The sequence below is a fragment of the Chamaesiphon minutus PCC 6605 genome, assembly GCF_000317145.1.
GTDB lineage: Bacteria > Cyanobacteriota > Cyanobacteriia > Cyanobacteriales > Chamaesiphonaceae > Chamaesiphon > Chamaesiphon minutus.
This window is the reverse complement of record NC_019697.1, coordinates 1,475,043-1,498,707: the sequence shown is the minus strand read 5'-3', so window position 1 is coordinate 1,498,707 and position 23,665 is coordinate 1,475,043. Positions and strand designations below refer to the sequence as shown.

28 protein-coding genes and 1 pseudogene are annotated in these 23,665 nt (G+C 43.2%); 21 read left to right on the top strand and 8 right to left on the bottom strand.

Annotated features, from left to right (window positions below):
- The first annotated feature begins 4 nt into the window (after positions 1 to 4).
- From CHA6605_RS06895 to CHA6605_RS06830, 16 genes are all read left to right on the top strand, one after another.
- Complete coding sequence (locus CHA6605_RS06895) at positions 5 to 820, top strand: hypothetical protein (RefSeq protein ID WP_015158775.1); 816 nt, start codon at positions 5 to 7, stop codon at positions 818 to 820.
- A gap of 23 nt (positions 821 to 843) precedes the next feature.
- Positions 844 to 3,027, top strand: a complete 2,184-nt coding sequence (locus tag CHA6605_RS06890; protein ID WP_015158774.1) for a hypothetical protein — start codon at positions 844 to 846, stop codon at positions 3,025 to 3,027.
- Positions 3,014 to 3,520, top strand: coding sequence for a hypothetical protein (locus CHA6605_RS06885; RefSeq protein WP_015158773.1), 507 nt, complete (start codon positions 3,014 to 3,016; stop codon positions 3,518 to 3,520). Before CHA6605_RS06890 ends, CHA6605_RS06885 begins: the two co-directional genes overlap by 14 nt.
- A gap of 5 nt (positions 3,521 to 3,525) precedes the next feature.
- A complete protein-coding gene (locus CHA6605_RS33780; protein WP_015158772.1) occupies positions 3,526 to 3,675 on the top strand; it encodes a hypothetical protein in 150 nt (49 codons plus the stop codon).
- Entirely contained in the window at positions 3,676 to 3,882 is a 207-nt protein-coding gene (locus CHA6605_RS32630; protein WP_015158771.1) for a hypothetical protein, read from the top strand.
- 1 nt (position 3,883) lies between these two features.
- Positions 3,884 to 5,359, top strand: coding sequence for a hypothetical protein (locus tag CHA6605_RS06880; RefSeq protein WP_015158770.1), 1,476 nt, complete (start codon positions 3,884 to 3,886; stop codon positions 5,357 to 5,359).
- A gap of 322 nt (positions 5,360 to 5,681) precedes the next feature.
- Positions 5,682 to 6,569, top strand: a complete 888-nt coding sequence (locus CHA6605_RS06875; RefSeq protein WP_015329006.1) for an IS982 family transposase — start codon at positions 5,682 to 5,684, stop codon at positions 6,567 to 6,569.
- 127 nt (positions 6,570 to 6,696) lie between these two features.
- Positions 6,697 to 7,173: a hypothetical protein gene (locus tag CHA6605_RS06870; protein ID WP_041547711.1), complete on the top strand. Its 477-nt coding sequence runs from the start codon at positions 6,697 to 6,699 to the stop codon at positions 7,171 to 7,173.
- Positions 7,174 to 7,357: 184 nt separating this feature from the next.
- Complete coding sequence (locus tag CHA6605_RS06865) at positions 7,358 to 9,166, top strand: type IV secretory system conjugative DNA transfer family protein (RefSeq protein WP_232432212.1); 1,809 nt, start codon at positions 7,358 to 7,360, stop codon at positions 9,164 to 9,166.
- Positions 9,167 to 9,232: 66 nt separating this feature from the next.
- On the top strand, positions 9,233 to 10,039 hold the full coding sequence (locus CHA6605_RS06860) for a hypothetical protein (protein ID WP_015158767.1): 807 nt from the start codon (positions 9,233 to 9,235) through the stop codon (positions 10,037 to 10,039).
- Positions 10,040 to 10,052: 13 nt separating this feature from the next.
- Positions 10,053 to 11,741, top strand: a complete 1,689-nt coding sequence (locus tag CHA6605_RS06855) for a hypothetical protein (RefSeq protein WP_015158766.1) — start codon at positions 10,053 to 10,055, stop codon at positions 11,739 to 11,741.
- Positions 11,741 to 13,192: an ATP-binding protein gene (locus tag CHA6605_RS06850; protein ID WP_015158765.1), complete on the top strand. Its 1,452-nt coding sequence runs from the start codon at positions 11,741 to 11,743 to the stop codon at positions 13,190 to 13,192. The genes CHA6605_RS06855 and CHA6605_RS06850 overlap by 1 nt, the downstream gene beginning before the upstream one ends.
- Before the next feature lie 25 nt (positions 13,193 to 13,217).
- A complete protein-coding gene (locus tag CHA6605_RS06845; RefSeq protein WP_015158764.1) occupies positions 13,218 to 13,865 on the top strand; it encodes a hypothetical protein in 648 nt (215 codons plus the stop codon).
- A 1-nt stretch (position 13,866) separates the two neighbouring features.
- Positions 13,867 to 14,757: a P-loop NTPase family protein gene (locus CHA6605_RS06840; protein WP_015158763.1), complete on the top strand. Its 891-nt coding sequence runs from the start codon at positions 13,867 to 13,869 to the stop codon at positions 14,755 to 14,757.
- The gene (locus CHA6605_RS06835) at positions 14,754 to 15,353 is read left to right on the top strand and encodes a hypothetical protein (RefSeq protein ID WP_015158762.1); all 600 of its coding nucleotides are present in this window, start codon (positions 14,754 to 14,756) and stop codon (positions 15,351 to 15,353) included. Before CHA6605_RS06840 ends, CHA6605_RS06835 begins: the two co-directional genes overlap by 4 nt.
- 250 nt (positions 15,354 to 15,603) lie before the next feature.
- Positions 15,604 to 15,993, top strand: a complete 390-nt coding sequence (locus tag CHA6605_RS06830; RefSeq protein ID WP_015158760.1) for a hypothetical protein — start codon at positions 15,604 to 15,606, stop codon at positions 15,991 to 15,993.
- Here CHA6605_RS06830 and CHA6605_RS06825 read toward each other — a convergent pair.
- A complete protein-coding gene (locus tag CHA6605_RS06825) occupies positions 15,990 to 16,526 on the bottom strand; it encodes a PIN domain-containing protein (protein ID WP_015158759.1) in 537 nt (178 codons plus the stop codon). The genes CHA6605_RS06830 and CHA6605_RS06825 overlap by 4 nt on opposite strands.
- A 2-nt stretch (positions 16,527 to 16,528) precedes the next feature.
- A complete protein-coding gene (locus tag CHA6605_RS06820; protein WP_015158758.1) occupies positions 16,529 to 16,876 on the bottom strand; it encodes a ribbon-helix-helix domain-containing protein in 348 nt (115 codons plus the stop codon).
- Between the two features lie 72 nt (positions 16,877 to 16,948).
- On the opposite strand from CHA6605_RS06820, the gene CHA6605_RS06815 reads away from it, so the two are divergent.
- The 5 genes from CHA6605_RS06815 (at position 16,949) to CHA6605_RS06795 (ending at position 19,692) form a co-directional block, all read left to right on the top strand.
- Entirely contained in the window at positions 16,949 to 17,230 is a 282-nt protein-coding gene (locus CHA6605_RS06815) for a type II toxin-antitoxin system TacA family antitoxin (protein WP_015158757.1), read from the top strand.
- Positions 17,221 to 17,484, top strand: a complete 264-nt coding sequence (locus tag CHA6605_RS06810; protein WP_051038753.1) for a hypothetical protein — start codon at positions 17,221 to 17,223, stop codon at positions 17,482 to 17,484. Before CHA6605_RS06815 ends, CHA6605_RS06810 begins: the two co-directional genes overlap by 10 nt.
- Before the next feature lie 53 nt (positions 17,485 to 17,537).
- Positions 17,538 to 18,140 carry an IS607 family transposase gene (locus CHA6605_RS06805; protein WP_015158570.1) on the top strand — a complete coding sequence of 201 codons (603 nt, stop codon included), beginning with the start codon at positions 17,538 to 17,540 and terminating at the stop codon, positions 18,138 to 18,140.
- A complete protein-coding gene (locus tag CHA6605_RS06800; protein ID WP_015158569.1) occupies positions 18,137 to 19,297 on the top strand; it encodes an RNA-guided endonuclease InsQ/TnpB family protein in 1,161 nt (386 codons plus the stop codon). Before CHA6605_RS06805 ends, CHA6605_RS06800 begins: the two co-directional genes overlap by 4 nt.
- A gap of 125 nt (positions 19,298 to 19,422) precedes the next feature.
- The gene (locus CHA6605_RS06795; protein WP_232432211.1) at positions 19,423 to 19,692 is read left to right on the top strand and encodes a GNAT family N-acetyltransferase; all 270 of its coding nucleotides are present in this window, start codon (positions 19,423 to 19,425) and stop codon (positions 19,690 to 19,692) included.
- A 206-nt stretch (positions 19,693 to 19,898) separates the two neighbouring features.
- On the opposite strand, the gene CHA6605_RS33775 is transcribed toward CHA6605_RS06795, so the two are convergent.
- The 6 genes and pseudogenes from CHA6605_RS33775 to CHA6605_RS06775 all read right to left on the bottom strand — a co-directional run bounded on the left by CHA6605_RS33775 (position 19,899) and on the right by CHA6605_RS06775 (position 23,664).
- Positions 19,899 to 20,039, bottom strand: coding sequence for a hypothetical protein (locus tag CHA6605_RS33775; protein WP_157259886.1), 141 nt, complete (start codon positions 20,037 to 20,039; stop codon positions 19,899 to 19,901).
- Positions 20,026 to 20,424 (bottom strand): annotated as a pseudogene (locus CHA6605_RS37130) (ATP-binding cassette domain-containing protein); the annotation flags it as partial. The gene CHA6605_RS33775 and the pseudogene CHA6605_RS37130, both read right to left, overlap by 14 nt.
- Before the next feature lie 177 nt (positions 20,425 to 20,601).
- Positions 20,602 to 21,153: a hypothetical protein gene (locus CHA6605_RS06790; RefSeq protein WP_015158756.1), complete on the bottom strand. Its 552-nt coding sequence runs from the start codon at positions 21,151 to 21,153 to the stop codon at positions 20,602 to 20,604.
- 3 nt (positions 21,154 to 21,156) lie between these two features.
- Entirely contained in the window at positions 21,157 to 21,732 is a 576-nt protein-coding gene (locus tag CHA6605_RS06785) for a hypothetical protein (RefSeq protein WP_015158755.1), read from the bottom strand.
- On the bottom strand, positions 21,729 to 22,490 hold the full coding sequence (locus CHA6605_RS06780; RefSeq protein ID WP_015158754.1) for a TIGR04255 family protein: 762 nt from the start codon (positions 22,488 to 22,490) through the stop codon (positions 21,729 to 21,731). The genes CHA6605_RS06785 and CHA6605_RS06780 overlap by 4 nt, the downstream gene beginning before the upstream one ends.
- Positions 22,491 to 22,983: 493 nt before the next feature.
- Positions 22,984 to 23,664 (bottom strand): ATP-binding cassette domain-containing protein, encoded by a 681-nt coding sequence (locus tag CHA6605_RS06775; protein WP_015158753.1) that lies wholly within the window; start codon positions 23,662 to 23,664, stop codon positions 22,984 to 22,986.
- Between the last annotated feature and the right edge of the window lies 1 nt (position 23,665).

The following is a 23,665-nucleotide window of genomic DNA, read 5'->3' as shown; positions in this document are numbered from 1 at the left end:
AACAATGAAAGTTAGACAAATAACAAATTTTATTCCACAAAGTGACGAACCTGCATCGGCACTAGTCATCCATGATTCGAGAGAAGATCGCGAGGAATATATCGTAGATAGTTCCGAAACAATCCGTTCTAAAAATATTATTACTGGTTGGAAGCTGGCAACCTTCGGGCTGCTTGTTATTAATATATTTTTCGGCGTAGCGATTATCGGGATGTTATTTGCTGCGATTTCGCGATCGATGCCGACATTCATTACGAAAGGTAATGGCGAGACAGAAACACTCGAATTTTTCACGGGGAACGATCGATCGCCAACGCTGATTAAATTCTTCGTTCAAAAAACCATGAGTGGTATTTACACTTGGCGCAACACTCTGCCCGAACAGGGCAATATTCCCGATCCTGGTATCGCTGTAGAAGGAGGAAAAAAGATTCCAACTACTGCATATCGCTACACTCTCGCCCTCGATCCAGAATTTGCTAATAGTTACCGCAAAGAATTGGGCGAACTGCAATCGATCGTGCAGGGAAATGGCAACAAATCGGTGCAAACGGCTTATCTAGTCGAGCAAGTTAGTGAGCCAGAATCTCTAGGTGCGGGGAAATGGAAGGTCAAAGTTGCTGGCACTCAATTAATCGTTAATAGTTCTAACGAGCAACCAAAGAAACTAAACATCAACGTTGAGATGACAGTGCGAGCGGTGCCACCACCACTATTATCGGAAGTCACTCGTAAATATGAGGATATCGGCATTGCTAAAGCCGCTCAAATCGCTCGTGCTGAGGGTTTAGAAGTGATCTCAATTACCAATATTAAATAAGACAGTTATTAAGGAGTAATCGTATGACACAAGGAAGATTAGCACTCGAAGAAATTTCTAAAAATATGGGGATCGAATTGCCGAAATCTGGCGATGAATCTCAAGAATCACAATCTCAACCTGCGAGTACGGCAGATCTTCAAGAAGATTCGCAGCCGCAACAAAAAAATCCAAAACTTCAAATCCTCTTAATCGGATTGGGGCTATTTAGTACTTTGGGTGTTGGCACCATGCTATTGCTGTGGGGTCTGGGTAATGCCACAGCTCCGCAAGTTGCCAAGAAACCCGATTCTCTACCCAATGGCGAAGCTGTTAAATCGACCCCCGAACAGCAAAAAGAAGTTGCAGATCTGAAAACTAAGCTGGTGATGGAACAGCAAAAAGCAGATGCAGCGCGAGTCGCCGCAGAACAGGCGAAAGCTGCATCGCCTAGCCCAAACCCCAGCCCTACTCCATCCACAACTCCTCCGGTTGCTACTGTTACGGCAACCAAACCGACTCCTGCTGCTACAACTGTTACTGCGACTAAACCGATCGATAACACACTGTCTTCCGAACGAGAGAAATCTATATTAGCCTCTTTGCAACAACAGAAACAACAAGAACTAACGCAACTGGCATCATTGCGCCAGTCTCGCCAACAGGAAACAACTCAACTAGCATCATTGCGCCAATCTCGCCAGCGTGAGAATTCACAGCTAATCGAAGCTCGTAATGGAGTAGTCAAAGAGCAACAAAAACTAGCATCGCTTCGCAGTCAAAGCAATGCTAATTCCACACGAACTTTTATCCCACAACCCGCAAGAGTTGACCGACCAAAACCCACGATTGCTTCAAATCAGCCAATCGCCCGACTACCAAAACCTGTACTCGCTTCTACCCAGCCAATTGCCCAACCAAAACCCGCGATCTCTCCACAACCACGACTAGATTGGGAACAAGCCTCAGCTCTAGCTAATTATGGTGGTATTCCGAACGACACAACTCCGACTAAGCCCACGAACCAACCGCTCGCTCTTGCTGGAGGCAATGCAATGTTGCCCATTCTGCGCTTACCAGTCGGTCAGGTAGTCTCTGGGAAACTGGTAACGCCGTTCTACACGTTAATTGGCAATGGGGAAGGGACATCTCAAAATACCAAAGCTCTGGCAACAGTGACGATCGACAAAGCGATCGAGGTTGGCTCCGGTTGGCATCTACCCGTCGGCACCGCGATCGAATTTGAGTTGCAGATTGCCGATAACGGCATGATTCAGGCAGTATCGAAAAAAGTTACCTACGGTAATACTCAGATCGATATTCCCGCTGGAGCCTTTGCCATCACTGGTAACGATAACCAGCCTCTATTCGCTCAGATCAAAGAGGTCAATGGCTCACAGCTTGCCGCAGCGGATACCCGCGCCGCTATCTTCGGCGGTGCGGCTGAAATTGGTAACGTCCTAATTAACAGCGGTAATAGCAGTTCTGTGAGCGTGGGAGTTGGCACGACGATCGCTACTCAAAACAATGGCAGTCCTAACATTTTAGGTGCTGTATTTAAAGGTGCTTTTAGCCCGCAAGCGCAAGCTGAAGTCAGCCGTGCTAACAGTCTGGCTAGCAAATTACAGAAAATGAGCAAAGTTGGCTATTTGCTCCCTGGTACGCCCATGCGCGTGTATGTCGCCCAAGCTGCAACCTTCCAACTCCCGATCGATAACAACACCCCTCAAACTTCGAGTTTGCCCCAAAATTATCCACCCACCCCTGCACAAAAAGTCGCTCGTTTAGACGCTTCAGCCACTTCATTAATTGTCGAAACACCACCGAATCCGATGTCTACTCAATCTGTGATTAATTACAGCGGGGATGTCGTTGCACCCAATCCTTTCTATTCTGCGCCAACTCAAACCCCCGTAACTCCGCAGCCTCCAGCCCTCGCTAACCCTAACTACACCACTTCCCCAGCTCAACCCCCTGTAACTCCTCAGCCTCCAGCGATCGACCCTAATTACACCGCTCCAACTCAACCTCCGAGAACTTCAACTCAATCGGTAATCCTTCAGCCTCTAAGCACCAGTCCCGATTTCACGACTACTCCAACTCAACCCCCAGGAACTCCAAACCAGTCATTTACCCCTCAACCTCCGATCTTTAACCCTAATTATTCAAAGCAGCCAACTCAACCGATAACAGTACAAACTAATCAAGGCAATTATGTTATTAAGTAAAATTCCACTTTTAGTACTAATTTCATTTCTACTTTCTAGCCTTCCTGCTAGGGCTGGCACGGTGTCATTGCAAAGAGAAAGTGTAATGGCTTATGTATCCGAAAACACCGGACAGCTACTCGATTGGTCGGCAACCGATCGTCGGATAGAGAGAATATTTTTTGACAATCCCGAACGCTTCCGCGATTCATTTGTCATTACTACCGATGGTTGCACTAACAATAAATGCGTCAATGCTTCTCTGTTAAATATTAGTGCCCGTCCTAGCGGTCGATATATGAATGGTTCGCTCAAAGTGATTCTCAACGATCGATCGGGCAGAAAGCGGGTGTTAACGGTGAGAGTAGTCAAAGTTAGGCAGGTTGACGATAGCGTGATGACATTTTCTCCAGTTGCAATTCTCAGCCAGCCGAGCTATCGATCCTCCGGCGGAGGGGCTATGCCAACGACCGGATTTTACAACGGAGATCGCAAAAACACTAATAAATTTTAATTCAAATGAACCGAAGAGATTGGCATCAGGCACAACACTTTGCCCTCCAAGCGATCGTCATAATTACCTTCTTAGGTGCTTTATTTGGAGTTGTGACTGGACTGTATGGAGGGATGCGCTACTTCAAACCAAATTATCCAGAACAAGTTAAATAAATGCAAATTCGTACCTTCAGACAACCTAGTTCGGAGTCAATCGGACAATGGTTTTACCGAAATCGTCGGGCGATTTTCATAGCCACGATGCGAACGGCAGTCTATTCAAATATTAGCGTAGCTGCTTATCACATTTATACTGGCGGATTGAGTATATTCGCGTTTTTAAAACAGTATGTCTTTCCTATTTTTCAAGAGGTAATGTAATATGATTTATCGCCATCTTTTTCTGGCTATTTTATTTAGTCTCGGCTGTTTGTCGCTTCCAGTTCGCGCTGAAAATAGCGACACCAAACTGAGTGACGAACAACTAACCGCAGTTAAAAAGGCTCTATCTCAGGCGACATTTGCCAATAGTCCGCCAACGACGACATCTGCAACTTACGTCGCCGATCTCCGCATCCCACAGATTCCTAGCTTTTCGTATGCTGCGGGTACGCCGTTGCCTAAAGCCGTTCCTGGAGCTATGGCATCGATGATGGGGACCAGCAAGTATTCCCCACAATCGGCAACTACCGATGCGGGTGGAGATCCCAATGCTTTTGCCAATACCAAACTAACCGCCCTACCTCTCTTTGGCAAATTGCCCTTTGCCTCGGTTGTCACGGCAAATCCCCAGCTCGCTAAATTAAAGGTTGGTGATGTTTTTCCGAGTTGGGGGGCTGCCGATCCCAATAAATCGGTTGCCGATGTTGCCAATAGCCCACTAGGGAAAACTCCCTTACCGCCTGAAGTTCTAGCCTCTACCCCAACATCAAACCTCCCTGGCGTTACCGATACTCCATACGGCGACTATCCAGGTATTGGCAAACCACCACTCGATGTCGCCAATCCCGGTGAGACGGTTTATGTTGCCGATATGCCTGGGGTATCTAAATTGTCCTTTGATAAATTCATTAAAATCGGTTCCATCCCGCCAGGATTGACGCTGCTAAAGTTCGATCTTCTGCATTCGGGGCAAAAAGAATTGAGCGTTGCTAATGGCGATAAAGTTGCCGCTGGCAGTAATAAAGAGCCGAATGCCCCCTGTAAAAACTGCGATGCAGTCGAATTACTCAGCCCTATCGCCTCCGACAGCAATTTAAACCCTTACAACGGGACGATCTCGCCGATTGGATTGCGGCTAAAAGGTGGTGAAGGATTGCTCGGAGATTTATTTACTGCTGCTGGGGTTCGAGAGGATTCAGGGTTTGAAGTCCCATATATCGGTTTTGGAGACTGCGGCTCGAAATGGTCTGCTAGATCTCCTAATGTCAAAGCTGGGACGGTTCAACAAACACTCAGTTTTCGCTATTGTTATACCCTACCATTTCTCGGATTTCAAGCCACACCCTATTTTCTCGCGCTCCCGCTACCGCTCCCAGCTAATGAGAAGCAAGCTAATCTGCTACTGCCAATGAAGATTAAGCCCGTTGCAAATAAATTATTTCCATCACCAACAATTCCATCAGTTCCATCAATTCCTTCGACCCCCTCAATAGCTTCAGTTTCAACATCACCAAGCATTTCGCCCACCATTCCATCCGCTGTTGGTATTGACAAAGTTGCCCTATTTGGAAGTGCTACCAAGAACTCCTATAGCCCGACTTTGAACGTATATTCCGACGGGGGAGCATCAGCAAAACTACCTGCGATCGTTCGCGTAGCGTCGCCCTTGGTGAATCGTCATGAAAAGTTCGGTTAAAGTCAGATCGACATTTATACTAGCAACCTGAGTTCGATGAGGCTGTGCCTCATCATCAAATCAAGTCTCTGACTGTGCTTGAGTCATAAACATCAATTATTAAAATGAGATATTTCCAAGTCATTATCAATAAGCTTTGATTATTGATAATGACTTGGAAGTAAAACGTCGATCGATAATTACAAATAATTAACAATTAATAAGTTATTAAAAGTTCTGAGGAGCGGTCGGCAAATAAAAGTACAAATAGCATTGCAACCCTTATGTATAATCTCTGATTCTGGTTAAATTAATATATATATTAGAAAACCACACTTAGATGATGGACTTAACCGAACTATTTTGTGAAATAGATGATTTCTGCCAAGATTGGCTAGCAACTTTTTCATCAATATCTTTCCCTGCCAACGGTAATAGCTTACCAAAACGCTGCGGCCTATCACTGAGCGAGGTCATGACTATTTCTATTCATTTCCATCAGTCAAGCTATCGAACATTTAAGGATTATTACCTCAAAAATGTTTGTCAAAACTTAACTGATTATTTTCCAAAGTTGGTTAGTTACAATAGAATGGTGGAGTTGATGCCAAATGTTTTAATAGCTTGCCTTTATTATCTCAACTCTCGTCAAGGTAAGGTGACTGGAATTAGTTTCGTGGATAGCACGGCTATTCCAGTTTGTCACCCAAAAAGAATTAAAAGAAATAAGGTTTTCAAAGAAACTGCCAAGCTGAGTAAGAGTTCTATGGGATGGTACTTTGGATTCAAGCTTCATTTAATTATTAATGATTGCGGAGAGATATTAAGCTGCAAAATCACACCTGGCAATGTCGATGACCGCACACATTTGCCATCAATGACACAGGGAATATCAGGAAAAATATTTGGAGACAAAGGATATATTAAGAAAGAACTATTTGAAGAATTATTAAATAAAGGATTGCAGCTAATTACGCCACTAAAATCTAATATGAAAAACAAGCTCATCTTGATGGATGACAAAATATCACTTCGGAAACGCTCGCTGATTGAAACGGTAAATGACCAGTTAAAAAATATTTGTTATTTAGTCCATTCTCGCCATCGGAGCTTGCATAATTTCATGCTAAATCTGATTACAGCATTAATTGCTTATACTCATCAACCTAAAAAGCCGAGTTTGAAGCTAGATGAGCCTGCTCAAAACTTCTTTAGTATTGTTCCTATTTAGCCGATTATTTATTTATTAACTTAACTCAATATTTTCAATCATTAATCATCTTAATGATGGGTTTTATCGTGCCAAAATTTACATAAAATTTGCTATTAAGCTGAACATGTTGTCACATCTGAGTTCGATGAGGCTATGCCTCATCGAACTCAGGTTAGCAGCTCTGCTGGCAATAAGTGGGTCTTTTATCGCAATTCAGGTAGCCAATTGGATCGGGGATAAAATTCATGCTCCCAAGGGTGTTTATTCGATCGCAACAGATATTTCTTCGACCCAAGAGATAGAGAGAGTTATCGAGCGCAGTGTTTACACTTCTAAAAGTTTTGTTGCCTCACAAATCGCTAAGAAGATTCTCGCAGCGCAGATCGAAAGTGGCGGAACCACGTTCACGATTTATCGGTTTCCTTTCGCACAAACTTGTGGGAAAGCGGGTTGCTTGCATGTCGTGGTAGACGAGCGTGATAAACACACAAATTCTTTGCAATTAATCGATTTACCAGATAAATCATTTCCATTTTCTACTCTTAAAAAGAGCGGTTGCTTCAACGTCAGACAACCAATAAATAATACGATCGACGATTATGAAATCTGCAAGTCAAGTTAGCCAGATCCCGATTCCGTTTCCGAAGATAGCGAAGTTAGATCCCTCTCTAATGTCTATTTTGGGGCTAGGGGTTCTCTTCGTCATTCTCACTATAATTCAGAGCAGAAACGGGAAAAAAGGGAAAACTGCTACCGCAAGGTGGGCGACCCCAGGCGAGATCCAACGATGCCGCAAGCTGGCTAAAATGGCGATCCGCAAACGTAAATTTGATAATGCTGCTTACTATATTACCGAACCGATCGGTGCGCCTGTGAGCACCCCAGAGCGGGTTTTAGGGCGAAAGTCTGGCACGAATATCATGTTTCCAGAAATCAATCGCGGGATGCTAGTCTGCGGTGGTACTGGTTCTGGTAAAACAGCCAATGTCATCGATCCTTGCCTACATTCTGCCATCGCACAGGGCATGTCGATCGCGTTATTCGATGGCAAAGGTCGTGGCGGTCAATCTGAGACGTTAATTCCGCTGGCTCTCAGACATGGATACGAGGTGAGAGTTTTAGCTCCAGGAGATCTAATTTCTAACACTTTCAATACTTTTGATTCGATTAAAGACGAGCGAGATGTCGCAGGAGCGCGGGAGCGCGTTAGCGTTCTCATCGACAACACCAGCGAAAAGGATGCCAAGAAGGACTCATTCTTCGATCCTGCGGGATCTTCGGTGCTATCTGGTGCCTTTTTGCTGGCTAAGTGGGTCGCCAAAGTTGAAGCAGATCCGCTGCTCGCTAATATCTTAATGGTGAACCAGATTCTCAAGCTATCAAACCTATCCAAACGATTGATAGCTGGTCGCGACACCATCGATCCTTGGATCTATTCTGAATTTGGAATTCTTACTGCAACAGGTAAAAAAGACAGCCAAAATAGTCCCGAAGGCAGTATTTTAGCTACTGCCATTAAAATGCTGGCTCCACTGGTAATACCGAATTATCTCTCGACGTTTTGCGGTAAAACAACTTTTCCAGGCTTCGACCCTCAAGATCCACTCAAGGTTGATGGCAAGCAGATGGTCGTTTTCATGCTCGATCCTGACAATGTAGCTAGTACCGTGCCATTGATTGCGATGGCAATCCACCAAGTCGTTGCTTACAACCTTAGAGCTGGGAGACAAGAACCACTGGTATGCAGTTTTGATGAGTTTCATCTACTCAATTTACCGATTGTTTTGAAATGGTTGGCTGTCGATCGTTATAACGGATCTTCAATAATTATCGGGACACAGTATTTGAGTCAATTAGATGCAATCTATGGGAAAGATCGAGCTAGAGGATTTTTGACTAACTGCAATACCAAGGTGTGGTTTAACCCTGGCGATCCCGATACAGAACGCTCTCTATCGCAAGCTTTTGGAGAGGAGGAACTCGAACTAAAATCGAATTCAAAGTCTTATAACTTCGGTAAAAATAGCGGTAACAGTCGGTCGGTGAACGACCAGTTACACAAAAAGCCATTGATTGAAGCTCACGTTATCGGTCAATTTCCCAAAGGTAAATGTATCATTCAATCTCCAGGAACGGGAGATAAAGATAATGTTAGCATCCCATTTCTTCATCAGTTTAGTTACGATTCAGAGCAGAGTAAAGCATTTAAGGAGCGATCGCTTGCAGATCATAACGCAATTAGAGAATTTATAATTAACGAACGCGATCGCGCTTCACAGATCGATTTCAGTCAGGAATTATTACGATACACGCAAATTCTAGAGCGGCTATTACCATTAAGTGCCGAAGCAGTAACAGAAGATTCAATGTCTAACTTCGATCCATTACATGTTGTTGGTAGCGATATCATCAATTGTTTTCAAGCTTCTGGTTTCGACATAACTGAGTATGAAATTGAAGCTCATAAAAAATACCTGATTCCCGCAGATTTAATGGTTAAGGACGAACTCAAACCACTAACTTATGCCGATCTCGGTAGACTCTTAAATTACAACGTATCGTCACACGAACAACCGCCGCCGCCTATCCCCGCCGCTACGGGCGCGAATTTCTAGATACTATCTTTAGCTGTTGGCGGGGATTAGGCTTACGGCTGTCATATTTTTACTCACCTTAAATTTATGCTAACTTCTCCATCCACATACGATCGAATTTACGTTAGAACCGACAAGCAATGTCTATTTGCCCTCGATTGTGGTAGTACTTTTTATGTCGATCGCGATCCGCTATTGTCACAAACATATCTTTCGATTCATTTAAACGATCGACCGATCTATTTCCACGATTTAGTTGCCAATCGCACTTTAATAGAATGTCCGATCGGTATGGCAATTTATCATAGTCATGTCAAACAAATTGAGGATACGAACGAACTTAGTGAGTTTAACGAGCGATGTGAGGTGTTTTTTGGCTGGCTGTGCGATAGCGATGGGCAAGAGATCGTGCATGATGGCGAGTATGCTGGGCAACCTTTATATGTCAAGGGACAATACGCGATCGATATTATCGAACGAGCTGGATATTCTTACTTTTATGACTACCCTTTAGCTGAATATTTATGTCTACCATTCGATCCAGAAAAGCTATATTTTATCCCACCACATTTTGTTAAAGATGAACTTGTCGATTTGTCTCCGTCAGGAATCCAGCATATTGTCGATTGGAATAGTAGCGTAGATATTTGCAATACTTTTATCGAACGAGATCTGACAACTGGTGACGATATTCTTTATATTTTTGGTAGCGATATCGAACGGTCTTTAGAGGTAGCAGGATTCAGGATTGACTTCGACATTGAAGATGATAAAAAGTACTATATCCCCACAGATTTAATGATCGACCTTCGATCGAAATCTTTTAAAACTGGAGATATCTCTCGTTTAGTTGAATATAACAGGCAAAATATCACCCATTGCGCTCCTTTCTAGATCGCGAACATATATGCAGGAAATTCATAGCCAGTCAGAACGATTATCTCAGCAGCTCAACGAAGTAGGCTCTAAAGCACTCGCTAATATGATGGCAGCATTAGTCAAACTATCTAATCGGGAGCAGAACAAATCTAAATCGCTTCAAGTAACTCGCGAAGCACCTGATGTCGAATCGGTTAAAGTATCTCGGACAAATTCACCCGAAGCAACTATGGATTCTGGATTTAAAGTTACCCGAAAAGATGCTAATAATCCCGATCTCAGTCCTAAGCAACAGGCAGAACAATCGATCGAGCGGTTAAATAGCCTCCTGCCAGATCGGAAATACTTCCAGCGCGATCTAGATGTAAATGGAACTAAATATAATTTCGAGAAATATCGAGGCGGTGCGATAAGTATTCAATCTCAAGATTCTAAACTGTACGCAAAGTCGGGGAAGATTAGATTTCAAGGAGATGAATCAAAACTAATTAAAGATCTACCAGAGATCGTTGCACGGGTGGATCGCGAATTGGATTTAGAACGACCGAAGCAGATAAATAATCGAACTGAGGTTTTATACGGCTACGACTCAAATAACAATTTCATTGAAAAGACCCTCTCCCAAAAAGATGCTCAAGCTATCCTCGATTTGATGAATGGCAAAGAGGGCACGACTATTAAAGGTGGTGAGAATCTACTAATTGAATATGGGGGCAAGAAGCTGTTTGAAACCGACGCGCAAGGCGTGGTCATTTACAGTGCTTACGATCGCGATCCCGAACTTTTGAGCAGTATCAAACTCAAGGATGAAAAGGGTCTGACCGACCTTACGAATTATGCTAAACGGATGGCGGCAACTCCAGATGTTGAGGCTAAAGTTTCCAAAACCGATCCCAAATCTGAATTAGTACCAGAACCACCTCAAGAAGTTAGTAAAGTCTCACCCCAATCCCCGATCGGGAAAACTCTCGATCTCGCAGAACTTACAACTGATGTAGATCCCAAGCAAGCATCTAGTGTCGTTTACGATCGAGTTCTAAAGTCGGAATTCGATCGAGTCAAACCAAAAAGCTACAAAAGCATAAATATTGAGGGGACAACATTCAAGCTTAATCGTCAAACCACAAAAGGAACGCGCTCTATCTTCGTTACCCCAAGTGAAGGTAATAAACCCGTTCAAATTGGCGAACTCGATCGAGATGGAAACTTTAAGCCAGATTCCAAATTTAACGATCCGGATGTGACTAAAGCACTCGATCGCGTCCTGGCGGCACGAGGCATCGACCCTCGATCGGTTAAAGCAGCCCAACAACTCGAATTAGCTGCTCGTTCGCGAAGCGTCGCCTTTGGCGAATCTCAAGATCCTCAATACCTCCCACTCACTCAGGAAAACGCGCCCAATCCCACGCCGACTATTGGCAACTCACCTGAATTAGCAACTGCTGGTAACGCTCTAGGTGTTAATACGCCCAAACCCAAGCCGAAGAACAGAAATAACACATCTGAATTAGCCACCGCTGGTAACGCTCCAGATGTTAGCACGTCCAACTCTAATCCAAATATCGGTAACGATTCGCCTGAGTTAGCTTCCACTCCTGCTAACTCTCTAGGCGTTAACGTTCCGACTCGTGGTGAGAAAGAAGCCGTGCAAGTGCCGACTAGCGGTGGCACTCCCGAACGATCGCGTCCAGAACCCGAAGTATCCCAAAGCCGATAATGTCACAAGATCTGAACCAATTAATGACCCAGCACCAGATAATCTTGGTGCGCTGTAATCCACTCGATCGAGAATGGATCGTCAGCACTCATTTGAACGACTGCCAGCGGTGGCGATTGAATGCTTTGGTTGGCAACAATGCCATCGCTTCACCCTTTAGGCTGCTACTCGATGCCATCTGTAATGCCAGTAGTGAGGGCTATTTCGTCTTCGATAATTACTTAACCTTCGTCGCTACGCTCGCGCCGTGGGAGCGGCAATTAATCTACGAGCATTTCGCCGATCTTTATTCCCTGTGCCAGTCTCGCTATCGGCTGGTGCTATTGCAAACGGACGATACGCCGTTACCGATCGAATTGGCACGATTTGTCTATGAGTACACCTGGAAGCTTCCGAGTGCTGCGGAAATTACCGAGTTATTTGGCGAATACCACTTCGAGCCGACCGATCGCAATCTCCGACTGGCATCGGGGCTGGCTTATCAAGATTTGAAGCTCGCACTGCAACAATCGGGTGAGAGTCCAGAGCCGGAACTATATTTAGAAACCTATCGCAACGCCCGTCTATCGCTGATGGGGGTTAAGTACGATCCCCCACCAGCTTTTAAAGAAATTGCGGGTTTGGATGAATTGGTACTGGCGATCGATAAGCTCAAGTTTAGATTCAGTCAACAGGCGATCGATCTCGGACTACCTTACCCGAAAGGTTGGCTGTTGGTCGGGATACCAGGAACGGGTAAGACGTATTCTGCACGATCGATCGCCTCTGCCCTGGGCTACCCTATGTTATCGCTAGAGATCGACAAAATCAAAGTCGGTGGTTTGACGGCAATGGCAAGGGTTTTAGAAATAGCTAAAGTCTGCGCTCCTTGTATCTTCTATATGGATGAGATCGAGAAACTATTTACCAGGGATGATAAACCCCTTTTATCTTTGCTGCTAACTTGGCTTCAAGATAAAACCTTCCCAGTTTTCGTCATCGGTACTCTCAATCGGATTGAAGACTTACCCGTAGAAGCTACTCGTGCTGGGAGATTTGATTGTGTTTGGGAAGTCGATTCTCCCGATGCCGAATCGAGGTTGAATTTATTCTTACTATTTCTCAAACGATTCGATTCTAGATTCACAGACGATCTAGTTTTTGATAAATATGAGTGGCAAGGTATTCTCGATGAAACGATCGAGTATGTCGGCGCAGAAATCGAACAAATTGTTATCGATACAATTGCCAGAGTTAAAGAGTGCGATCCTAAGGGCGAAGTCACAGCAGGAGATTTACTTGAGGAAGCAATGCAATTTAATTGTATGTTCGAGCGTAACTCTAAGCAAATTGTTACGATTAGAAACTCGATTCGTGAATTAGCCAAGCCCTCTCATTCAAAAAAACAGAGTATTCTGGCACCTCGGAATATCGATCCTTACCGACCTGCAAAGGTAGTCTCATCGAATTAATAAACTAGATAATACTTGACGTAAAATGGTTACAGTTAAAAATAATAATGGTGACAGTTCTGATAAGTCCCCACTTACCTCCTATCTGGATGCGATCGATCGAAAAGAAGCATTAGCTAACATCGACAAACTCGTTAACAGCCGCGAACTATCTACCGATGATGAGATCTATCATATAACTGGGACGATCGCCCAAATCGAGAAAATTAGCGAGTATCTGCATGTGGTTACTTCTGCTGTGCCTCAAGCAATTCAATCGTTACTCGAAGAGGAGCGGCAGCAACGCCAGACCGAATCTTCAGAGAGTGATACTCGACAAGAAGAACTACTTGCAAAACTCGATCGAGATCGCGAAGTTTATCGAGATTTAACCAAACAAGCAATCGATCGTAGCGGCAGGAATATTAACACTAGACTCAGGAGTTTATGTTGGAGTCTGGGTGGATTCTCAATCGGGATGATTGCTACATCATTGCTGGCATATTTTGTCATATTTCCTCAACAATTAAGATTAGCCAGAGGTTCTGATGGAGCGATGCTGGAATGGTTGAGTACGTCTGATGGGAAAATCCTGCGTCGTGCGTTTTTGTCTGGCAATAAATCGGTGGAAGCGTGTATTCGTAAAGGAATCAAAAAGACTGGTAAAACTGTTTGTATGCTGGAGATCCGTTAATATGGCAAACAATAAACAGCAAGAGAATTTAGAACAAACAAATAATGATAATTTTACTCCCACATTACATCTTTGCAATGGATTTTTAGGCGGATCTGGTAAATCTACTCTAGCGCGGCTGTTTTGCGAGAGATTTATTAAACTCGGTCGGTTATTTACCTTAATTGATGCCGATCCTAATTATAATGTAGCTCGTGCTTACGATCGAGAAACTGTGTCTCTTTGGCAGCATAAGGAGGTTAAGTCTTCAGTTGGTTCGATCGGCAGTCGATTTGGTCGATCGTTAGCCGATAAAGTAGATACTGACCCGAAAGTAGGATCGATCCTACTTAGCGAACAAATTATCTTCTCTAAAGATGCTAAGTTTAGCTATTTAGGCGATCGCTTATTAGATATTATCTACAGTGTCAAGCTGGATCTAATTGTTTCACTTCCAGCAAACGATGGAATCGATATTTGGCTAGAAAGTAATAATATAAATTTACTAATGGCAAGCGAATCGCCACCTTTTAAAGTTATAAATTGGTGGTGTAGCTTTGGGAGTGGTACATCACAACAGATGTTCGTAGATTTTGTTACCAGATATCCCAACCTGCATCATGTCTGCGTGTTCAACTTAGGCATAACTAGCGCAGTTCCTAACTGGGATAGATTCGATCCGCTGCCAGCACTGGACAAACTCTCTCAAGATGGAAAAGTTAAGATCGCAAATATTCTACCTTGGCTCGCAGATCCGGCAATTCTTGAAGCGGTAGATCTCGGTACGCCGTTACATGAAATAGTCAAGAACGGGTATAACGGGAAACAACTCAATCCGATCGTGAAACTGAAAATAGATAAATGGTTGGAGGATAATTGGCAATCTTTTAGGAATACGGGTTATTTGCCTTGATTAATTATGTTTCGTCGGGGGGAGAATTGGTCGATCGCGCCTTGCAAACTCTGCTGACGTGTTATGGAGCCTCATATCAACAGCATGTGTTTCATCAGCTCCCTGACTGGCAATTAGATGAGTTGATGTGCGATCGTCAAGCTCATGCGATCGTGTCTGAGTGCGATCCCGTAAAATTTAATATGTATCTAGAACGTTTACCTCTGAGTATCGATACTCGCGCTCACTGGTGGCAAATTCTACCCCCATGTCATCGGGAGTTACAAGAGATTGTTTCCTTAGTAGCAGGATTTACTAATAAATATCGGCACTTAAAATATAGTTTTTTTCTGAGTCAAGCTTACACAGCAGATATATGGAAGACGATTTTTAGCAGGGTCGATTCTCTGACACTAAAAACGCTCGGTCAAAAAAATATACTAGTCAGTCTATCCGATATCGATCTTCAAAAACTCAATTATACTGGGTACGATCGACAGGTACGCAGTTGTCTGATTTATCCTCGTGCCGATCGATCTACCAATGCTAAAGTTGCCGAGCTTTTATCCACGATCGGTCAAATTCAACCTTTTTTTCATTATTCTGTATCTGGGTGAGTGATGCAATCCGATCTACCAGTGCCTATGTTGAAAAAATATTGTTTTTGAGAACGATCGAGTAATCGATTGCGATCGATATGAGGATGTTTTACTAGACCAAATTATCCCGATCTCGTCAATCAAAAATGTTTACGGCAGCGGATCGAAGAACAGCATCCAATTCTGGTGCCCTCGGTTCAGTAACGGGTGTTGCGAACGCTAATGTTAAGATCGATATTGGTTTTACATTTTTATTTGGGGGGGTGGCATGACAATTTGGATTAATGACAGTTTGCCAGAAAGTTGGCTGTGTCAAGATAATTTGTGTTTGACAATCGTACCGACGACAATTGAAGAGATTCGCACTAATTGCTTTAAATACGACTCACAAGGCGATGAATATCCAATAATTACAGCGACAATAATAATGGGAAATTCGGTTATTTGCGACGCTTTTGCCAGAGTAATTTGGCAGGGAGAATCAGCGATCCCAACAATTCCCCCCAGTTTGATTTGGTACGAGCCGCCAGTTAGTGGAGATGTGGCTTTTTTAGGTATTGCCGATATCTCGAATAGAGTGTTGGCAGGCTACTCGGACTTTCCTCAAGCTACTTGGCTGAAGGTAACATTCCGCGATCTCTTTTGTGATGAATGCTAAAGATTAGCGGGATGTTGGGGCGGGATTGTTGGTAATTTTCCACTTTTGAGCCATTCAACCATGAGATAGGGATGAACGATTTGTAAGTTATGTGCCGCACCATAATAGAATGAATGACGCTCTGGAATGGAGATTGTGGTGTCTCGATCGACGATAAAATCTCTAAAATTGGCTGTGACTAGAAAATCTGCCCTACCTGCAATCGCGGTTTCGAGAACATGAGCGTCTTCTGTATCTCTCAAAGCAATAACTCCCGTACCGCCCAACGTTAACTGCGTTCCCAGTCTGGCATATTCTTCGATCGCTATTGTATAGCTGGTGGCGGTTTCTTCGCTCAAGTTTAAATGCTCGATGATGACAGATCTGAGTTCGTCCAACATGCCCCAAGACACTACCAAGCTAATCGAGCCAGCCGGAGAATTACCGCTCCTGACTACTTCTACGAGATACTGGGATGCTGTGTTATTTCTACCTTTGCCGTCGGCGAGTAAAGCTGCCACCCAAATATTTAAGTCCAGACACAACCGTAACATCGCTATTTTGACTTGGTGATGCGAACGGCAGCGGCAAGAATGTCGTCCTCAGTTGCTAATGGCTCTAGATGTTCGAGCTGAATTTGGGCGATCGCCTGTTCTCGTGCTGTTTCGTATTGAAGATCGACGATCGTGCGGCTAATTTTATCGATCAGGGTTTTCAGTTCTCGATCGGAACCAGTGGTGCTGATTTTCAGCCAAGCTGCGCGTGCTTGTGGGGGGAGTTCGACGAATAGCTCTAACGCCATCGCGACGATTTGGGAGCGGTTGCGTCGCTCGGATTTAGCGATCGCATCGATCCGCTCGGCAATTTCTGTACTGGTATGGGCGGAGACGGTGGTTGCTGACATGGCTTGGATATATTTCTATAGCTCCTATAGAAATTATAGGTAAAATAGGATTAAATTGCCAAGGTATCGAGTATGTCTTCTAATTTACGGACAGAAAGGCTAGATATTCGTCTTTCCCCAACTGCGAAGAGGTTGTTGCAAGCTGCGGCACAATCTCGTCATCAAACCCTCAGTGAGTTCGTACTGGAGACTGCTCTGACAGAAGCAGAAAGTACCCTAGCCGAACGAAGACAATTTAGTCTCAACGATAAAGAATGGGATGCTTTCCAGGCAGCTCTTGATGCTCCGCCTCGTACTCATCCCCGTCTGCAACAACTGCTAAATACGCCCAGTGTGTTCGATCGATGTCCCTAGCCGCAGACGATTCTCAGCCAAGGATCGAAAAACTTACATCTAGGCAACCGATCGCCGAATTCGATTGTGGGGTAGAGGCACTAAATCAGTTTTTACACCGATACGCATCCCAAAATCAAAAGAAAGATAGTGCCCAAACTTGGCTGGCATTAATTGGCGAACGGGTGGTTGGTTATTACACCCTCACGGTGGGAGAAGTCACGCATTCTGAGTCACCTGAAGGAATGAGCAAAGGGTTTTTGAACTGCACCTAAATACCTAGATCAAACTATACATAACTAGACAAATTATCTGTTATAATGATTTTATGTCTAGTTTAACGCCACAGGAAGCAGCCACCTTACTCGGTGTAACGGTTAGAACCCTACACAGATGGGAACTTGATGGAAAAATCAAGTCCACTCGCACTGCTGGCGGTCATCGTCGGTATGACATAGCAGATTTAATTAGCAATAAATCGGATACTCAATTAACAGTAGGCTATGCCAGAGTTTCTAGTCACGACCAGAAAGAAGATCTAACTAGGCAAGTTATAGTTTTAGAAAGTTATTGTGCTAAACATGGCTGGGGGTTTGAAGTAATTCAAGATCTTGGCAGTGGAATGAACTATAAAAAGAAAGGACTAATTAGGCTAATCAAGTTAATTACATCTTATCAAGTTGAACGACTAGTTCTAACTCATAAAGATAGATTACTTAGATTTGGGTCAGATCTAATTTTCACATTATGCGAACAATTTGGAACAGAGGTGATAATTATCAATCGCTCTGATGATAGTACATTTGAGGAAGATTTAGCATCAGACGTACTCGAAATCATCACTGTATTTTCTGCTCGTTTATACGGTAGTCGTTCTCATAAGAATAAGAAAATAGTAGAAGAGTTAAAGGAGGTAGCAAAACAGTTATGAGAATCAGTTTTAAAACCGAACTAAAACTGAATAACTATCAAAGAACTCAACTGGCTAGACATGCGGGTGTAGCTCGTCATGCTTGGAACTGGGGCTTAGATCTGTGTAAAAAAATTCTCGACTACAATCGAGAAAATCCAACAGAGAAACTAAGATTTCCATCAGCGATCGATCTGCATAAATTCCTAGTCAAGTGGGTGAAGGTTGAAAACCCTTGGTATTACGAAGTATCCAAAACTAGCCCTCAATATGCGCTGAGATACTTAGCGAGTGCATTTTCTGATTTCTTTAGAAAGAAAACTGCGAATGGTCGGCGGGTGGGCTTTCCCAGATTCAAGCGCAAAGGTCAGCATGATAGCTTTACCTTGGAAGGGACTATTAAAGTTGAACATCGTTGGCTTCAATTACCAAAAATAGGAGTAGTAAAGACTTACGAACGATTGCCGCAAGGATTGACGCCTAAAACAGCAATAATTAGTCGAACCGCTGACCGTTGGTTTGTCTCTTTTAGCTATGAAGTCGAACCAAACACTACAGCTAAACTAGTTGGTGTTTGTGGTGTAGACTTAGGGATTAAAACACTAGCTACTTTAAGCACAGGTGCAACGTTCCCCAACCCTCAACCTTACCGTCAATCTCAATCCAGATTAGCTAGGCTTCAAAAAGCAGCTAGCCGCAAGGTTAAAGGCTCAAACAATCGACAAAAGGCGAATTTAAAAGTAGCCAAACAACATGCAAAAACTGCCAACATTCGTAAAGATACACTTAACAAATTAACTACTCACTTGGCTAAGAACCACAGCCAAGTAGTAATTGAAGATTTGAATGTATCGGGAATGTTATCCAATCATTGTTTGGCTAAGTCAATTGCAGATTTAGGTATGTATGAATTTCGTCGCCAATTAACTTATAAATGTGAGCTATATGGTAGTGAATTGATTACTGTAGGTCGCTTTTTTCCAAGTTCTAAAACTTGTTCTTGTTGTGGGCATATCCAAGACATGCTGCTCAAAGAACGTGTTTTTAACTGTCAGCAATGCAATATCACTATCGACCGCGATCTGAATGCTGCACGCAATCTAGAACATCAAGCTCTGTCTTGTCGCACACAAACGGGAGGGAACCTCCCGTTCGATGCGCCGCTTATAGTAGCCTAAACACTATACTGGGTGCAGCTTGCGCCTGGAAGCCTACAGAGGGATAGCCGCTCCGATGCCCCCGTTGAAGTAGGAAGTAGACATCAATCTAGCTTGTCTAGATTTGTATAGGTTCTATCAAGCGGTTGGCACGTTACCCGATTCCTGTGATGATCTTGGCGCGGTTGGCTGTAGATAATCGTTTTCAAGGGCAAAAGCTAGGACAGGGTTTATTGTTGGATGCTTTGCGTCGAACCGTAGATGCCGCTGACATTGCTGGAATTAGGGCGATTCTGGTTCATGCTAAAGATGAGAGTGCGGGCAAGTTTTATGGTCATTTTGGGTTCGAGCCATTTCCAGCATCGCCACTGACTATGTATAAGTTGCTCAAAGATATCAGATTGATGATGGGTTGATGCTGTCAGCATCGCTATTTTGCCTTGGTACAGTCATTCCAAATAAGTTTGAGACAGCCTGATTCGCTCAATCCATTGTCAACAGCGGTTCGAGCGAACGGTAGTTGTATCATTCTTGATTAAAATAACTATAAAGCGAAAAAGCGCGATATCGTACTCTCATTTCTCCGGATCGGTGACAGGGGAGGCGATTGCCAATGTCGCTGTCACTTAATAAAACTCGGATGAATCTTTTGTTCTACTAACACGATGCTGATGCCTTGTTGGGTGATTTCGACGAATTTCAATATCCGCCCTCCTTCAGGGATAATTGCCATGCCTGGATAGGCTAATTCATCGATTCTCAAATTCTTGATGCTGTTGCCTTGTTTCCACTGTCCAGTTGGTGGCGTTTAGTTCGTACATCCAGACTGGAGATGTGACGGGTAGGTGGGAAATCATGATGAAAGTGGTACCGGAAAGGATAATTTTCTCGACGAGTTCGAGGACGACGCTGGCGGTTTCGGGATCTAGGTTGGCGATGATTTCATCGAGGAGCAGAAGGCTAGGGGAATGAGCTAAGGCTCTGGCTAGGGCGACTCGCTGTCTTTGTCCGCATGAGAGTTGATGGAGATAGGCGGTTTCTTTGCCGATTACGCCGAGTTGGGATAGTTTTTCGATCGCGAGTCCATCAGCTATTTTTTTGTGTCCGCCTTGGCGTAGATGGAGGGGGAGGGAGACATTATCTAAGACGGTTAGATGTGGTCATAGGTAGAGTTGCTGGAATACCATGCCAATTTCTGGTTTGTGCTTGGCGCGATCGAGTCCACCTTTTTCTGATACTACTTTGCCATCGAAGAGGATTTGTCCTAGATCTACTAACGTCTATAGTAGATCGAGAAATAACTCCATTTAATTCAACTGTCTTTTTTAATTCCCAGTTACTTGAGATTTTCCGTATTTTTCAATCCAGTCCCTAGCTTTCTTTATATAAACTTCACCACTTATTTCATCGATATACTTCTTTGCTATATTTAGCATACTTGTCTCTGTGTCTGAATTCGAGACTTTTGGAAATTTCTCGATCTTTCCATTGCAATGTAGGAATATTTCAATTGATTCGGTAATATTGTCGTCATTATAGCTGTGTAATTCATGATGAAGATTGCCAACCGAAGGTAATGGAAATTGAGGATTAGAAGATTGGATAATTTTGACTTGTGTTTTTTCAAAACAGCATAGATTTAATCCGACAAATTCTATCCTGTCAAGACTTCCTTTGCATAGCATAAGCCCAAGAGCAATTCTTTCTAGATCTTCATTGTTTGATGACATCCATATCGAAGGAAATCCTTTTCCCATTGTCATGTGGCTCAAGTATGTCTCTTTTTCAACATCAGGGGGAAAAGCTTTGATTTTTTTCCCCTTTCTCCAGATATCTGCACTTTTACTCAAACTTCGATAATAAAGAAATTGCTCCACAAATTAAAGAGACTCCAAGTATTCGAGAACATACCCAGGCTCTTCATTTTTTAGCAATATTTTCGCTTCTTTTAGTAATGAATCTGCAACAGGAACTATTCCTAATCCAGCAGTGATAATGTCTAGAGCAGCATATCTTAAACTTGTTGATGGTGATTTTAGTAAGCTCTTGACGATAGACTCTATGTCTTGAGCATAGGCAGGATTTTCAATTAGTGGCTCTAAAAGACTTGCTAATGCTACTAAAATTAATGGAGATGTTTTTTTGTTCAGAGCAATGAGTTGCTTGTTACTATTAAAAAGTCCTTTGAGTAGACGCATTTCCTGCTCTGACAAAGCAGTACGATTTTCAAGTAATAAGTCTCTTAAATCCTCTGCTCTTTTTTCTAATTCAGCAACATCAGGACTTTCAAGTACGTGAGCAACCTCAGTACGATCTTGACACTTTATCTGTGCTTCAACTCGCTTGTATTCGCAGCTTTCACCTTTGCTAGAGCTTGCAATAACATTGTAACTACCTGATTTTGTTACTGTTTGAATAGGACTTTTTGCGATGGTTTGACGTTCTGAAACTATCATTTGAAAAGCTCCTGTGATTTTTCAGTGATACTATTCAAGAATATACTATTCTTGAATATTCGTAAGTTATTAATAAAAATTGATTCTATTTCTTTGGAATTGTTTTGATGCGTAAGGTCTACATCTTGAAAAACTTCAACATCAAATATTAAAGGAGTGGACTTCATATCGCCTACATTGCCAACTGCTTGATTTACAATCGCTCTGGACGGTTTATAAAGCTCAGAGTCAAGAGACATTTGCATAAAGTGTCCAGAAATTGTTACTGATAAATCATCAGTGACTTCAGGGAATATCTTGATGTATTCTCGTAACTTAAAAGATCTATTGTCAAAAGGAATTTCAATCCGATTTAGATAGCGTAATCCAAGGCGTTTGACTCGATCAACTGAAGTTATCTCAGCGTATTTCTCCCAGAATTCATTTGCTTCTTTGTAGAATGATTCCCATGTTCCATAAGGAGGCAATTTACTAAAGGAGAAGTTGTCTATATTAGCTTGAATAACTCTGGGGTTATCATTGGATGCTAAAAGATATCCTTGTAAAATATTGCTAATAGAAGAAGTTATGTTGTGTGGATCGTCAGAATGAAATGATATGTCATTTTTTAGAAATCTTTGTTCTTGTCGATCGAAAGCAGGAAAGCCTTCTGTAATGTGTTTAGCATAATCATTCAATTTTTCATTGTTAAATTCACTGTCACGTTCTACAACGACATGGAATATAGCTTCAACAATCGGTGGATTAGAGAATGTCATTGTTCATCTATGGGAAACCGTTCAAGCTTAGTGTGTAAGAACATATCTACTAATTTAATAAGATCTAGATCGGACTGGTTGATATATAAAATGGCTATAAGCCTATGTCACGAATGATATCCATGACTTAAAATATGCCACAGATAAGGAGAGGTTTACCATGTATCGTCATGAAATATATATTTTTTGATAAAGTGTTGACCTATCTCAATTTTACACATAGCCTTGGGAATTGAGAAGTAATGTGTACTTAACTAAGCAATTTAAGCGGTTTCTCTAGTAAGCTTACCCATTCTAGCTTCCAGAAGTGTCATGTTACGAAGCTGGGATGTCGATAAATTACTACCTCAACCGTCCAACAGTAGCCGAACATGTCTTGGAATGGCAGTAAAATTGCCGTTACACACCTTTGTCAACTAGTATTACGCGGATTTAGGGAAACTCAGCTATATCGTTGGGGAGGGGGAGAGAGTGTTCCGCAGATCTATTAATTTCAGCTATTGTGCTGTTGTCTTTTTTCCAACGTCCAGTTGCTGGCGTTTAGTTCGTACATCCAGACTGGGGATGTGACGGGTAGGTGGGAAATCATGATGACGGTGGTACCGGAGAGAATAATTTTTTCGACGAGTTCGAGGACGATGCTGGCGGTTTCGGGATCTAGGTTGGCGGTGATTTCATCGAGGAGGAGGAGACTTGGGGAATGGACTAAGGCTCTGGCTAGGGCGACTCGCTGTCTTTGTCCGCCTGAGAGTTGATGGGGATAGGCGGTTTCTTTGCCGATTACGCCGAGTTGGGATAGTTTTTCGATCGCGAGTCCATCAGCTATTTTTTTGTGTCCGCCTTGGCGTAGATGGAGGGGGAGGGAGACATTATCTAAGACGGTTAGATGCGGCCATAGATAGAGTTGCTGGAATACCATGCCGATTTCGGGCTTGTGCTTGGTGCGATCGAGCATACCCTTCTCAGATACTACCTTGCCATCGAACAGAATTTGACCGCGATCGATCGGTTCTAGGAGGGCGATACATCTGAGTAGGGTGGTTTTGCCGCAGCCGCTTTTACCGCGAATTAGCAGACTTTCACCACGATCGAGTGTCAAACTAACGTTATCGAGAATCGTATTGCCAGCGATTCTTTTTTGGATGTTTTCGAGCCGGAGGAGTACTTCTGCCATA